Origin of the sequence: Paraburkholderia sp. HD33-4, assembly GCF_021390635.1 — a bacterium.
Classification (GTDB): Bacteria; Pseudomonadota; Gammaproteobacteria; order Burkholderiales; family Burkholderiaceae; genus Paraburkholderia.
Genome location: NZ_JAJEJS010000004.1, coordinates 341,851 through 356,606, shown reverse-complemented (window position 1 = coordinate 356,606; position 14,756 = coordinate 341,851). Strand labels below are relative to the sequence as shown.

Below are 14,756 nucleotides of genomic sequence, written 5' to 3'. Positions count from 1 at the left end.
AACGGGTTTTGGGTGGCGTTTGGAAGTGGCAACTTCTTTCATTTGTCATGTTCGACTATCCGAAGCGCCGAACGAATTCGCAGCTCTCGCGCGGGGCAGAGGGTTCAGATTTTTGTCATCGTTGTAAGGCCTTCGCGTGTATCGATGTCTATTCGAAACGGCCCCACACGATGTGCGCACGCACAGAGTCGAGCGGCGTCGAGGGGCTGGCGTCGTCGCCGTCCGCTGTCTTACCGACCCACAGCGCACGACCCGCGACCGTTTGATCCGACCACAGTCGGCAGTGAAAGAAGACCTGCGCGTCCTTCCGGTAACCGTCCTCGTCCAGATACATGACGTCCGAGCCAGCGTTATGCAGGCGCACAGCCTGGATGTAGTCGCAGTGCATCAGGGAATGGATTTCCCGCAGTACACCTGGGGCGTCCACTGCGGTACGCCCTACCTCTTGCACTGTGCGCGTCCACGGATCGATGAGGTAGGCGATCCTGATCATAGCTGGAGGCCCTCAAAAGATTGGAGAGAAGGCCGTCCGGCACCGGGTTCAAAGACCCGAGCACGGGCGTCAAAGATAGCCGTTCTTTCTCGCATCGCTGATCGTGACCGCCCTCGCAAGCGCGCGTGACAGACGCTTCAAGTGATACATCGGCTTGGCGCAAGGACCAACCAGAACGAGCGAGCGCCCGCTTCGCACCGCATCTACGATCGCCTGCGCAACAACGTCCGCAGAGGCACCGGTCCTCTCATAGTACGCACGAAGCTTGTCGGTCTGGGCCACGGAAATGGCCGATGAGATTGCGCCTGCAGCGGTTGTGATCGGTGTATTGATGATGCCGGGGCAAACGGCTGTAACGCCCACCTTTGAATTCGCCAGCTCCATCGACAGAACATCGGATAGGCCCATCACAGCATGCTTCGACGCTGCATAGGCACTCGTGTTCGGTGTCGGCGCAATACCGGCGAGCGACGCGACGTTGACAATCTGCCGCGCACCGCCAGCATCCACCATACGTTGCCCGAAAACGTGACAGCCGTGCACGACTCCCATGACGTTGATATCAAGCACGCGCCGCCACGACTTCAGCGGGCTATACAGGAAGGGCCCATGGTAACCAATGCCAGCATTGTTGATGAGCACATCGATGGCACCGATCCTGACGTGCACCGCGTGGGCGAACCTCAGCATTGCCGCTTCGTCGGCAACATCTACCTGGAATGCAAGGCATTCGAGTCTCAGCCGGGCTATCGCCAGGCCAACTTCATCGAGCGCTTCCGGGTTGTTGTCCGCGATCACGAGTTTGGCGCCAAGGCGAGCAAACGCCATAGCCGTTGCCCGGCCAATGCCGGAACCCGCGCCCGTCACCAATACCCACTTGTCTTTCAGTTGTGGAACGGCCATGGCTGTCGCCCATCCCTTGAAGGTAGAGAGATCCTTCGGCGTAATGCCCACTCCAGCTAGCACGGCGACCGCAGCGCGATCGTGATCGCCTCGCCACACGTGCATACGTCAAGTGTCAGAAATTGCATGAGAAACACGATTGCTCCGATGAACAAACGCGCGCGCACCAGCCTGCGACAAACAATACAACGAGGGATCTCCGGATCGCATGCCGCCCGTCATGCTGCGAGCATCCATCGCAACGTGTCGACGAAGGGGATGGACTCGACGGCCGGCACCAGCGAGCGCAGCTTGGCCGCCGATCCGGCGAGCATCTTCACCTCGGTTTGTCGGACCAACGCAGGGTTCGCATGGATTTCCATTTCATGGCCCGTCAGATCGCTCGCCGTCGACAGGATGTCGCGCAGGGAATAAGGCTTACCTGTGCAGATGTTTACTGTCTCCGCTGCAACCGGCGAATCGAGCAGTGCTTCGTACACGCTCGCCACGTAACGCACGTCGGAAAAATCGCGCGCCACGTCGATATTGCCCAGTTCGATTCGACGGCTCACGACGCGCGAAATGTTCGACGATCTTCGGTACCAGGAACTCCGAGGCTTGCCCGCGACCGGTGTAGTTGAACGGCCGCACGATCAGGATCGGCAGTCGGTCGAACCAGGTGCGCACCATCTTTTCCATCGCCGCCTTGCTTGCCGCGTAGTGATTAACCGGCCGGAGCGGGAAGGTTTCGTCGATCGCGTCGCTGGTGACATTGCCGTAGACGTTCGCGCTGCTCGAAATCAACAGCTTGCGCGGCGTATGACCGATGTGCGCGCAGGCTTCCAGCAGATTCAGCGTGCCTACCACGTTCGCACGATAAAAGTCCTGAGGATCGCCGTGTCCGACGAAGCTGATCGCGGCCAGATGCACGATGCAATTGGGTCGCACGTGATCAATCGCGCGCCGGCACGCATCCGGCGACGTGATGTCTAGCCATAGCCGCATCGGCGTTTCCGCTTCGTCGCGGGCGTGTACCGTCTCGATCACGGTGTGGCCACGGGCGCGCAATATCTCGACCAGATAACGGCCCGTGAAACCGTTCGCACCGGTAACCAGCGTGCGGGTTGGCTGCAACGCCGGAAAAAACGACATGCTTTCCTCCTCCACGGAGATCGTCCTTTCATACCACTTACTACCTTGGCCGCCCGCTGTTCTACCTCAATCGTTCGCAAACGTTAAATTCGAAAGCTGAAGGTTTTCTGAAGACGTTGTGACCAATATGTGGCCGAGGACACATATGCCTCTCAAAGGCGAGTGGAGACATGACGGTCATCGAAAGCTCACTTCGAAACCGACACGGCAGAAATGCAGTCCTTGATGCCTTTACGCAATCTGGCGTCGGATCTTGTCAGCGTGCACCATCGGTTCCGCAAAGAAACCGGCACAAAAGTCCCACAAGAAGGCGCTAAACGCTGAGATATCGGCATGCATCCGCGGTTCCACCTGCTATTCTTCAGACGCTGCGACTCACGCGTGTCAGGCTGGCTCTGCGGGTCGTCGGCAGCCATTCCGCGCGCACGCGGAAAGGGGGCTGTATGTCACATCCAGGACTACCCCGGCCCGCGCGACGCGCACTGCACCGGCAGACGTCGAGAGCACGCATCTGGTTCGTCATCGGCATTTCGCTCACTGAGCTGTCCTTGACATCAGCGTTCGCGGCAGGACCCCTTCCGCAAGGCGGCGGTTACGTCGCCGGCACGGGCACGATAGCCGCCCAGGGCAACGGACTGCTGATTACCCAGCCAGGTTCGACGCGTGGCGTGATCGACTGGAACAGCTTCTCGGTCGGCAGGAACAACAGCGTGACGTTTGATAACGGCTCCGGTGCGACGCTGAACCGGGTGTGAGGGGGGCTCGCCGTCCGCCATCGTCGGCAGGCTCAGTGCAACGGGCAGCCTGTATGTGATCAATCCGCAAGGCATCGTCGTGGGTCCATCGGGCGTGATCAGCACCGGTGGCCGTTTCGTTGCGTCAACACTCGATGTCTGCGACGACGCGTTCATGCAGGGCGGTGGTTCCCTCACGCTATCGGGCGACCGGGACGCAAGCGTGGTCAACCTCGGCAAGATCAGCTCGAGCGGCGGCGACGTGTTCCTGATCGCGCGGGGCGCCGTGATCAACGCGGGCACTATTACGGCGCCGAACGGCACGGCCGAACTGGCCGCGGGCGACACGGTGCTGTTGCAGGACTCAGCCAGCAGCAGGCAGGTGTTCGTGCAGACGGGCAGTCAGGGCAGCGTCGTCAACAAGGGGCAAGTCGAGGCTGCGCAGATCAGCCTGCAGGCGGCCGACGGCAACGTGTATGCGCTCGCAGGCAGCGGCACGCGTATCCGCGCGACGGGCACCGCGAGCCGCGATGGCGACGTCTGGCTGGTCGCTGACAGCGGCCGTGTCGAGCAACTCGGCAAGATCGCTGCAAGCAATGCGGACGGCAGCGGCGGAACGGTCGATACGCAGGCAAGGCACCGGGCAGTGAATCATGCCATCGCACTGACGCTCGTATGAGCATCAGACGCGTCGCACGACGCGGCAGACGAGTTCTTCGCGAGTTCCGCGTTGCCGTGGTCGTTCTTCCTTCGGGATGCAAAAATGTGACAAGCGCTGAACGCGTGCGCGGCGGCAAGCGCCCATGTTCAGAAGCTCGGTTCTGCCCTCAAGCGGGGGATAGATTGAAGGAGTTTCACGAGTCTTGCTCGCTGCTCCGGGGTCAGGCCTGGCGTAGCGCTCACCTGCTCGACACGTGCTCGCCAGTAGGTCCGGCTGAAAAGTGATTCTGCGCCATCAGCGGACAAGATCCGCTCGAGATGGGCAATCGCGGCGTCCGCCGTAAGGAACGTATATGGGCTCTTCATCTCTGCAAGCCCCGTTTTGACATTTGTCATCATCTGCTTGATCACCTCCGTCCGTCGAGAAGTGCCAGATCTTGCAGATCGGAAAGCAATCGGGATGCCCGGGCGGTCATTGTCCGTGCTGCTATGTGATTCCGGTTTTTCCGGACGCAGCAGTGAATCGAGGACGGAGCCTGTCTGCCACCTCCCACGCCTGCAATCCCCTCAGCGCAGATGGCGAATTTGTCCTGGGTGGTAAAAGCTACAATGGCAATATGCCGGGTCCATCCGCTCCGGCACCAGCGCGAGAACGCGGCACTGGGCAACAACTTGCATATCGCTTGGCGCCGGTAAGCACCGGAGGAGCTATGAGCCTGTCGGACTTTATTGAAACCAATCTTTCTTCGCTGGTTGCGGACTGGACGGAGTATGCGCGGACGGTCAGCCTGAAGAGCAGCCATCTCTCCGATACCCAACTGCGGAACTCGGCTTGTGACATCCTGATCCGGATCGCGGCAGATATGCGCGAACTGCAAACCGATGCGCAGCAGATGGCCAAGTCGCGCGGCGGCCGGCACGATGCAGAATCTGATTTCAACAGGGTCGCCCGCGAGCACGCAGACGACCGTCTCGCGCATGGCTACGGGATCAACGATGTGGTGGCGGAATACCGTGCCCTGCGGGCCAGTGTGCTGCGGGGATGGCTGCCGACGTCGCCGAACGACGCTACGGCTGCGCAGGAGATGATCCGGTTCAATGAAGCAGTTGATCAGATGCTCGCGGAATCAGTCCGGCAGTACGCGCAACGCACGGAGCGCATCCGGGATCTGTTTGCCGGCGTGCTGGCGCACGATCTGCGTTCCCCACTGAGTGCGATACTGAATTCCGCGGAGGTCGTCCTGCATGACGACGGCCTGTCGTCATCCAGCGCAAGAGCGGCTGCGATCGCGCAACGCGGCGCTGTGCGCATGCAGCGCATGATTGAGGATCTTCTCGTCTTTGCGCGTGCCCGCCTGAGTGACACGCTTCCAGTCGATTTCACGCCGCAGAATGTCGGGCGCATCTGCAACAATGCGGCGGATGAGGTACGCGCTTCGTATCCGAGTGCATCCATCGACGTGCGTGTTGCGGGCGAGCTTGATGGCAGGTGGGACGGCGCCCGTATCGGTCAGTTGGTGGTTAACCTCCTCGTGAACGCAGTCCAGCACGGGTCAGGAAATATAAGCGTGAATGCCCTCGGTCACGACGGGCAGTTGACTCTCGTCGTGTCGAATGGCGGCAACCCGATACCGGCGGCCGCGCTGCCCACGCTCTTTGATCCGTTGACGCGGGAAAACCAGTTGCCCAGGCGAGGTGGACCATCTTCGAGCATGGGGCTGGGCCTTTACATCTGCCGGTGCATCGCACGTGCACATAGCGGCACCATACAGGTCGAATCGACAAAAGGCGGGACCAGCTTCACGGTGCAGATCCCCCGTTTTCCATCGCCCGTGCTCTGACATAACTGCCTTCCACCACGGAGTTGTCAGCGGAATTTGGCGCTCATGCTGCCATTCCAGATCGGTCGCCGACCGGGCCCGTGCTTCGAATGGCCGCTGTACTCAAAAAGCTGACTCGCTGTGGGCGCGCCGTCGAACGTCGGCTGCGGGTCGAAACTGCGCCTACGCCCGCGTGAGACCTGACATTCGCGGTTACCGAGGGGCGAATGTCGGGAAAGCGACGTGCTGCCGCCTCACGGGCGCCGATGCCTGAGTGTCGGGAATGGCCGAGAAAGTTACTTTCGTCTTTGCAGTCCAATGGACGTTTGCAGAGCTAAGCCGGCGCCTGAACGTCCGACCTTTGGTACCGCGAATGGCCCCGCTCATGGCCCGGATTCGGACTGTTGCAGGCTGCAGACCGCTGGTCGTCGCGGCCGATCATCATGCCCGCGAGCGAGCGCCTTACAATCGCGCCCAACTGGAACGACGACAGCGACTAACGGGTGCCATGCGTCCAACCCTGCCGCTGTCAAATAAGCGGGTCGCCCACTATCTCGAACAGGGTTCCGGCGAGCCGCTCGTTCTAGCTGCTCGCGTTCCTGATTGGTCAACAGGAACTCCTTGCTCAAAAGACGGCGAGGCAGGTCGCGGGCAAGACGCAGATCGTTGCGCGTCTGATGGTCGAGGAACTGCCGTTCTATGGGCTGGGCGATTTCCAAACCAATCGCAACGCTGCATTTGTGCAACACGCAAGTGTCGATGTGCGCAACACTGTCCTCGACGCCCGGGACGCTGACTATCCGCTAGTCCGCGTCCAGCGCATCATTTGCCCTATTGCCTGGGGAATGCCATTGCAGTCACCTGCTCGACACTCAGCTGCGCTCCCTCGCTGGCCAAACGATCGCGTTCCTCACGCGTGAATGCGGAGTCGACAACGTTTCGCGCTTGTTCGTAGCTAAACACCGCATGCGGCGGTATCCAATCGCGGTAGTCGTTGTTCGCCTGCAGCCGCCGGTTGTCGATCCAGGCTATGATCCTCGCGGCGTCGGCAAGACGGCCTTGCCGCACGAGTAACTGCGCCACATAGCAGTAGGGACAGGTCATCGGACCGCTTGCATGCATCGATAGCGTGCAAGCACTGCGCAACGCAGGTTCAGCCGCCTCGATGTCGCCGAGATGAACCAGCGCCGCGCCGCTCATAATCAGGGTTTGTGACCGCAGCAGGACACTCTCCGTCACGCTCGAGCTGTCAAGAATACGGTTACAGTGCCGCAACGCAGAAGCAAAGTCGCCTTCCAGCAGGTCGCAAGCGGGAAGCATGAGTTCACAGCGGTCGCCGAAGAAGCTGTCGCCACACCGATGGCCCTGCAACGCCGAATTGGCGATTCTTTTCGCCTCCCCCGGCTTGCCGTCGATGTAGTAGGCGAAAAGCACCCTGCACAAACTGATTGAGGTTTGCAACCACGACGGCCACGCGTCGTCGCACAGGGCTTCCGCCTCGGTCAGTGCTGCTTTCGCCGCGTCGCGATCGGCCAGCATGGCAAACTGGTACACAGCAAGCGTCATAGACCTGAAGACTCCGAATCGGTCGTTCAGGCATCGAAATAGGTGAGCAGCCTTGAGCGCCGACGCAGCCTGGCGCCTGGTTTGGGTGCGCATACGCAGGTCCGCTATGGCAAACCAGAAGCGCGCCGCCAGTCGAGTCGGCATCGACTCGTTCACCCAGGGCTCGATAGTGCGGTACAGCCGCGCACCCTCGTCGTTGAAGCCTCGTGCATCCCATAGCATGTCCGTCGCAGCAGCCAGTTCTACCGCAATCTGGCGGTCGCCCGTTGGCCCCAGTGCCCACGCCACGGCTGCGCGTACGTTGTCCAGGTCGGGCGCGATACGACGGATCCGCGCCAAAGGCTCCTCGAAGGGGTCGTCTCCGGTAAGGCTCTCCGCCAGCGCTTCGGCGTGGCGCCGGCGCGTCGCGTCGAGCGAACCAGTGCTGGTCAGCTGCTCCAAGGCAAAGGCCCGGCTGCTTTCGAGGAGCCGGTATCGCGGCGTCTCCCCGCCTTCAACCATCACCAGGGATTTGTCCACGAGCGAAGCCAGGTGATCAATGACTGCCCAGCTATCGATTAGCTGGTCGCTTGCTACGCACTGTGCAGCTTCGAGCGAGAAAGTGCCCATAAACACGCCGAGCCGATCGAACACAGTCTGTTCGGGTGCCGTCAGCAGCCCATAACTCCACTGCAGCGCGCCCCGCAAAGTTTGATGGCGGGGCAATGCGGTTCGCCTTCCGCCTGCGAGCAGCCTCAACCGCTCGTCGAGTCGCCGCCTCAGCCCTTGTATTCCGAGGACGGCGCCGCGCGCCGCTGCGAACTCGATCGCCAGGGGGATTCCATCGAGCCGCTGGCAGATCTCGACCACGTCGCTCGCATTGGATCTGTCGATCGTGAACTCCGGGTCGGCGGCCTGGGCACGTGCGACGAACAGTTGAATGGCGCCATAATCAAGCGCCGCAGTCTCGTTAGCACTCGTGGGCACCGCCAGTGCATCGAGCCGAAAGATCTGCTCCTGATCGATGTGCAGCGGTTCCTGGCTTGTGACCAGCGCCCGCACGCCCGGTGCCGCCGCCACAATCTGCGTGACCAGGTCCGCCGCCTGCTCGAGCACATGCTCGCAGTTGTCCAGCAACAGCAGCAGTCGCCGATCCTTGACCAACTGCACCAGCGACATAAGTCCGGTTGCTCCGAGCGTTATCTGGTGTCCAAACACGCGCGCTACAGTCGGCACGAGCAGCTGGCCATCCACAAGCGATGCCAGTTCGACGAGCCACACGCCGTCCGCATAGTCGTCGCGCAGCACGTGCGCTACTGCCTTCGCCACCCGTGTCTTGCCGATGCCCCCCGGGCCCACCACACTCACGACTGGGGACACCTGCAGAAATCCCTCCAGCGCGGCGATGTCTTCGGCACGTCCATAGAGCGGTGGCATCTGGGCTGGCAGATTACCGGCCGCCCTTGCCGATCGCGGCGAAGAAGCGCGCTCTGTCCCAGTCGACCCAGGGTTCAAAGAAGCCCCTCTTTTCGCGACCACATCGACCAGACCGCCAGGGGAGTGCTCAGGCACGGCTTCGCGAACCCATTCCGGCGAGACAACATCGCCGTTGAACGCCCGCGATCGTGAAGGTGCCGGCAGGTCCAGGCCTTCGCGGGAAACCGACCCGATGGGCCGCACATCGAAAATATAGCCTCGGCGCGGCACCGTTCGAATCAACCGCTGGTTCCGATCGCACAAAGCCGCGCGCAATTCACTGACGCACTGAACCAGGGAATCGTCGGTGACTACAACGTCGCGCCACACGGCCTCGATCAGCTCGCTTCTGCCAAGCAAGCGACCAGGATGCCGCGCCAGATGCAGCAATAGCGCAAAGGTCTTCGGTCTGAGCGCCATCGGCCGTTCCTCGACGAGTAGTTCGCCGCGACCTATATCGATGTCGAATCCTGGGTAGTGCAGTACGGATACGACGGCGCCGCTGACGGAGTCCGCCATCGCTACGAATTTCGATGATCGTTCAACGTTCATTCGGCTTATCGTCGCGTGAGTCGACGCCTCCCTGACCACCGGTGTGCGTGTCATCTATTGATCGAGCATATGATGACAATGACTCGGTCGCCAGTGTTTGACGTCATTTCGGACGTATTGCGTCTACCTGCTGAACACGCAGATCAGCGCGACGTCGTTCCGGCACCTATTTATTTTGTTGCCGCGCCGCAAATAGCCCGGACAAACACGTCTGCAAATGTGCCTTCGATCGTCGCCCATTGCCCGCTCTGTGAAAGACAATCTTTTATTGGAAAACTTGATTCAAATTGAACGATGGAGACGCTTGCCATGATCGGTGACAGATGCGGATAGCGAAGAATGATTGAGCACATCCGATCTCGACGTGTGTGACCCGTTTGGCGGATTTTGACTTCCAAAATCGCGGTCGTTTGCCCAGCCTATCAACTATTATGATTGGGACGCTTCCATTGTTGATCGGTGCTGTTGGCAGGACAAGAAAGATCGTTGGCTTGCACTCTGGTTCAATCTTGCAGGGCGTATGAACGAATCTCGACGAGCTTGAACCTTACGATTAACCGACTCGCTCCAGTCCTTAAGCTTTACTTTAGAGTGACATTCAACGAATACGGGTTAAAACGTCACTGAATGGAGGAAGCTATGACTTGGGCCGCTTCATCCGCAGAATGACCGGTTAAAGACAGGTCACTGGCGACATGGTCAGTCTCTACGCAATGCAGGCCCTCCACGGCCTGGTCTATGGGATGCTTCTCTTTCTGGTTGCGTCCGGACTGACACTTATCTTCGGGTTGCTGCGCGTTCTGAACATCGCTCATGCGGCCTTCTATATGTTAGGTGCTTACCTCGCCTATGCAATTGTCACACTCACCGAGAACTTCTGGCTTTCTCTGTTCGTTGCCCCCACTATCGTGGGATTACTTGGCGCCGCGGTGGAATACGGGCTGTTGCGGCGCATTCGTGGTCATGGACACGAATACGAATTGCTTTTGACTCTCGGTCTCTTTTACATGATCTCCGATGCGACGCGGTGGATCTGGGGCAACTATACCTTGGAAGTTCCGACACCCTCGCTTCTGGTCGGATCAATTCCCCTTTTGGGCGGTCTATACCCGAAATATCGCCTGTTCATTCTCGCATTCTCGGGTCTGATTTGCGTGCTGATGGGAGTCGTCCTCAAACGCACGCGGCTTGGCATCGTCATTCTTTCCTGCGTATCGGATCGCGAAATGGTAAGTACGCTGGGCATCGACACGGCCCTTGTGATGACCACCGTTTTTGGCTTTGGTTCTGCGCTCGCTGCTATCGCCGGAGTCGTTGCGGCTCCATTCCTGCAGGTCGATCCATCCATGGGACAGGCAATTCTCGTCGATACTTTCGTGGTCGTCGTGATTGGTGGATTCGGCTCGCTTTCCGGAGCACTGATCGCTTCCATCCTGACCGGAGAGATAAAGTCATTTGGGATACTTTTTGTTCCACAGTTCGCCCTTGTTTTTCAATTTCTTCTTATGGCGGCGGTGCTGATAGTCAGACCACAAGGTCTGTTGGGGAATAAGCCGTGATCCAGCTTGCCGGATGGATATCAGCGCTGATGGCGCTCTACCTTTTCCCAGTGATTCTGGACGTATCTTCTCTGCGACTTGTTATCGAGATACTTTACTTCGGACTATTTGCTGCCTCGTTCAATCTTCTCTTCGGTTATGGTGGAATGCTTTCTTTCGGTCACGCTGCCGCATTCGGAGTGGGCGGTTACGCAGTCGGTCTGACATGGAAGTTTCTCGGTGCTGTTCCCGTTCCACTGACATTGATTGGTTGCGCGTTCGCTGGCGCATCTTTGGGGATCGTCGTGGGAGTATTTTGTGTGCGTGCGCGCGGGACGGCCTTTTCGATGCTCACGCTGGCGTTCAGTCAATTTCTCTATGCAGTCGCAGTGAAATGGCGGACCGTGACGAGAGGCGACGACGGCCTGAGCGTTCGTCCCCCTGACTTGAGCTTGCCCGGTGGAATCGTCTTGCACATGAACGAGCCACGGCACTTTTATTGGCTTGAACTGACGGTGGTGATGCTGTGCCTTGCTGCCATATGGCACATCAAGCGCACACCATTGGGCAACTCCGCCGTGACGGTGCGCGAAAACGACGAGCGGGCTGCATTCCTTGGGTACAACGTTTTTGCTACGAGACTGATCGTGTTTTGTATTGCGTCTTCGTTAGCCGCGGTCGCGGGCGGACTCTTCGCAAGCTTTCAAGAGTTGGTGTCGCCCGAGGCGCTGGATTTCAATACCAGTGCAGAGGTGGTGCTGATTGCGCTTCTCGGCGGTACCGGTACACTTACCGGTCCTCTATTAGGTGCAGGAGCTTATATCCTGCTGCAAAACTGGCTGTCGAGTAACACCGAACACTGGACGTTCGTGATCGGTCTGCTATTCGTCCTTCTAGTACTGTTCATGCGTACCGGTCTGGTTGGCATCGTCGGGCAGGCGGGTCTAATCCAGCACCTGATCGGACTGTGGCGGTCGCCGAGGCGAACGCCATGAACCCCACGCTCGAACTCCGCGGAATTCATCACGATTTTTCAGGGTTTCGTGTGTTGGCAGGAATCGACCTGAGTATCTTGCCGGGTGAGCGGCACGCGATCATCGGACCGAATGGCGCAGGCAAGACGACGTTGTTCAATATCATCAGCGGGCGCTTGCGTCCAAGGCAAGGGGGCGTTTTCTACAAGCAAAAAGAAATCACGCGGATGTCTTCGTATCGTATCGCCCGCCTCGGTGTTGCTCGTTCCTTCCAGACTATCAACACCTTTCCTCGCCTCACAGTCTTCGAGTCCGTTCGGAGCGCTGTCTTATCCTGCCGTGGCAGCCGACTCGATCTCTGGCATGTCGTCAATCATCAGGAATCCGTAGTCCGGGAGACAAACGATGTTTTGGGACTGCTTGGGCTACTCGAGAAACGCGACACGCCGGTATGCGCACTTTCGTACGGCGAACAGAGGCAGCTCGAGATTGCCCTCACCATTGCAACGTCTCCTCAATTGATCCTGCTCGATGAACCGACCGCAGGTCTCGACGTCGACGAATCGCGGAAGGCCGTTGAGTTGATTCGCCAGATAAGCGAACACCGGACGCTCGTGATGATCGAGCACGACATGGACGTCGTTTTCGCAGTGGCCGACCGCATTAGTGTGCTTCATCATGGTACGTTGCTCGCTTGCGGAAAACCGGATGAAATTCGCAATGACAAGACTGTTCAATCAGCATACCTGGGGTCGAACTCGCGCGTAGGAAGATGATCATGATGCAAGCCACCGAGTTGCACGCCTACTATGAAAAGTCGCACATTCTTCAAGGCATGTCCTTCATGGTCGACGATGGCGAAGTGGTTTGCCTTCTGGGCCGCAATGGTGTCGGCAAGTCGACGACATTGAAGTCCATGATGGGTCTCGTCAAACTGGCATCAGGATCAGTCGTCTTTAATGGCAAAGACATAAGCAACCTGGCGACTCACTCCATTGCGCGGCTCGGTTTTGGATATGTGCCCGAGGAACGCCGTATCTTTCCTACTATCAGCGTGAAGGAAAATCTTCTGATGGGGATGAAAGACGCGCCACCGTCAGTCGGGGTCATGAATGGGAACCGCTGGACTCTGGAGCGCGTCTATCAGTTCCTTCCTCGCCTGCGGGAGCGCGCGGCGCAGCGGGCGGGCACATTGTCCGGCGGTGAACAGCAAATGCTCTGCACCGGTCGTGCGCTCATGGGCAACCCAAGCCTGCTATTGGTGGACGAGCCAACGGAGGGGCTCGCTCCCGCAATCGTCACGCAAGTCGAAGAAATACTCAGCGCCGCCCACCGCGACGGTACGGCCATCTTGCTCGTCGATCAGACCATGGGACTCGCGCTGTCGCTCGGAAGCCGCTTCTACGTGATGTCGAAGGGACGCATCGTCTTTGCCGGCGGCGCAGTGGATCTAATGGTGGACAAGGAAGTCAGAAAGCGATATCTGGAGTTATGAACCTGCGCACTTCAGGTCAGTGACTGCGTCTTCAAGGGAGCCAAGCATGAACATTCGAACTGATCGGCGCGCCTTCGTGAAAGGCATCGCTGCGGCTGGCGCCGTTACCGTTGGACCGTGGATCGTCGCGCGTCCTGCCTGGAGTCAGAGTAGTTCAATCAAGATTGGGATGATCGAACCACTGTCGGGTCCGGTCGCCTATGTTGGAGAGACTTTCGTTGCGGCCGCCAGATTTGGCGCTTACAAGCTCAATCGTGCCGGTGGAGTGCTCGGGCGGCGGGTGGAGATCGTACCGGCGGACAGTGAGCTCAAACCTGACGTCGCCACACGCCGCGCGAATGATCTGCTCTATCGCGAGAAGGTGGACATTCTTGCTGTCGGTCCGGGTTCGGCTGTAGCGAAGGCAGTCGCTCAGGTGGCCAACCGGAATCGAAAAATATTCATCACGTACGCTTCGGAGGCGGCTGAACTTACGGGCGAAGAGTTCCTGGACACAACTTTTCGCTGTTGCCTGAATACTGACATGCATTCACGAATGCTCGCTGTGTACTTCACTAGAATGGCGAAGCAGAAGCCTACGAGATTCTATCTTTTGAACCAGGACTACAATTTCGGACACGCTTGTGCCGACGGCTTCAGAAAGGCTTTTGATCAGGTCAAGGCGCCCAATCAGAGCATTGTCGGGGAGGAATACCACCCTCTTCAAAAGGTGCAGGATTTTGCTCCGTACGTCACCAAAATCATGGCGTCCGGTGCCGACGTCGTCATCACAGGAGACTGGGGCCAGGATCTTCGTCTGCTGCTTCAGCAGGGGAAGTCCTTAGGCTGGAACGTGAAGACGGGTGAATACTATCTCAACGACCCGACAATATTGCAGGCGGTACAGAAGGCCGCTGTCGGCCATATCACCGCGGACGCTTACCACGCGACGATCGACACGCCTGAAAACAAAGCGTATATCCGGGAATGGCGTGACTACTATCCCGACGCACCGATCAGTTACAAATATCCGGGCGGCGCTGTTAGTTTCACTGTAAATGCGATTCTGTGGATCGGTGACGTGATAAAGCGAGCAGCCACTCTGGATACAGCCAGTTTGATTCCGACCTGGGAGGGAGCCACGTTTGCAACATTTTGGGGCGACGTAGAAATGCGGGCATGCGATCACCAGATGCAGAGTCCCGGGTTCATATCAGAAATTCTCGATCCAGAACAGATACCCGCTGAGATACGCTACTACGGCAGCGCCTTTCCTTATATTGGCAGGCCGACCCGAATCCCGAAAGAAGACTTGACGGTAATTTCAAAGGACACAGGTAACCCGCGCTGCGCTTGACTTGTCGCCCTGTGCCGCCACGACGCGCAGACCATAAGTGCTCGGCGACGGGGTCGAGTTTCCCGGCTGCACCGTCGTGATCCGCCATAGGCCGGCGCA

Annotated in this window: 9 protein-coding genes and 2 pseudogenes; 7 read left to right on the top strand and 4 right to left on the bottom strand. The window is 58.9% G+C overall.

The window, feature by feature from the left end; translation table 11 throughout:
• Positions 1–148: 148 nt before the first annotated feature.
• From L0U84_RS43545 to L0U84_RS43535, 3 genes and pseudogenes are all read right to left on the bottom strand, one after another.
• The gene (locus L0U84_RS43545) at positions 149–427 is read right to left on the bottom strand and encodes a hypothetical protein (RefSeq protein WP_233860339.1); all 279 of its coding nucleotides are present in this window, start codon (positions 425–427) and stop codon (positions 149–151) included.
• A gap of 135 nt (positions 428–562) precedes the next feature.
• Entirely contained in the window at positions 563–1,396 is an 834-nt protein-coding gene (locus tag L0U84_RS43540) for an SDR family NAD(P)-dependent oxidoreductase (protein WP_233860337.1), read from the bottom strand.
• 218 nt (positions 1,397–1,614) lie between these two features.
• Positions 1,615–2,527: pseudogene (locus L0U84_RS43535) on the bottom strand (GDP-mannose 4,6-dehydratase).
• Between the two features lie 443 nt (positions 2,528–2,970).
• Here L0U84_RS43535 and L0U84_RS43530 point away from each other — a divergent pair.
• Positions 2,971–3,907 (top strand): annotated as a pseudogene (locus L0U84_RS43530) (two-partner secretion domain-containing protein); the annotation flags it as partial.
• Between the two features lie 724 nt (positions 3,908–4,631).
• Positions 4,632–5,762, top strand: coding sequence for a sensor histidine kinase (locus L0U84_RS43520; protein WP_233860335.1), 1,131 nt, complete (start codon positions 4,632–4,634; stop codon positions 5,760–5,762).
• 810 nt (positions 5,763–6,572) lie between these two features.
• Here L0U84_RS43520 and L0U84_RS43515 read toward each other — a convergent pair.
• The gene (locus L0U84_RS43515) at positions 6,573–9,314 is read right to left on the bottom strand and encodes an ATP-binding protein (protein WP_233860333.1); all 2,742 of its coding nucleotides are present in this window, start codon (positions 9,312–9,314) and stop codon (positions 6,573–6,575) included.
• Between the two features lie 695 nt (positions 9,315–10,009).
• On the opposite strand from L0U84_RS43515, the gene L0U84_RS43510 reads away from it, so the two are divergent.
• From L0U84_RS43510 to L0U84_RS43490, 5 genes are read left to right on the top strand one after another with little or no spacing between them, the layout of a single operon-like run.
• Complete coding sequence (locus tag L0U84_RS43510; protein ID WP_233860332.1) at positions 10,010–10,873, top strand: branched-chain amino acid ABC transporter permease; 864 nt, start codon at positions 10,010–10,012, stop codon at positions 10,871–10,873.
• Positions 10,870–11,847, top strand: a complete 978-nt coding sequence (locus tag L0U84_RS43505) for a branched-chain amino acid ABC transporter permease (RefSeq protein WP_233860331.1) — start codon at positions 10,870–10,872, stop codon at positions 11,845–11,847. Before L0U84_RS43510 ends, L0U84_RS43505 begins: the two co-directional genes overlap by 4 nt.
• On the top strand, positions 11,844–12,602 hold the full coding sequence (locus tag L0U84_RS43500) for an ABC transporter ATP-binding protein (RefSeq protein WP_233860330.1): 759 nt from the start codon (positions 11,844–11,846) through the stop codon (positions 12,600–12,602). The genes L0U84_RS43505 and L0U84_RS43500 overlap by 4 nt, the downstream gene beginning before the upstream one ends.
• 2 nt (positions 12,603–12,604) lie before the next feature.
• Complete coding sequence (locus L0U84_RS43495) at positions 12,605–13,321, top strand: ABC transporter ATP-binding protein (RefSeq protein WP_233860329.1); 717 nt, start codon at positions 12,605–12,607, stop codon at positions 13,319–13,321.
• Between the two features lie 46 nt (positions 13,322–13,367).
• Positions 13,368–14,657 (top strand): ABC transporter substrate-binding protein, encoded by a 1,290-nt coding sequence (locus tag L0U84_RS43490; protein ID WP_233860328.1) that lies wholly within the window; start codon positions 13,368–13,370, stop codon positions 14,655–14,657.
• Positions 14,658–14,756: the final 99 nt, after the last annotated feature.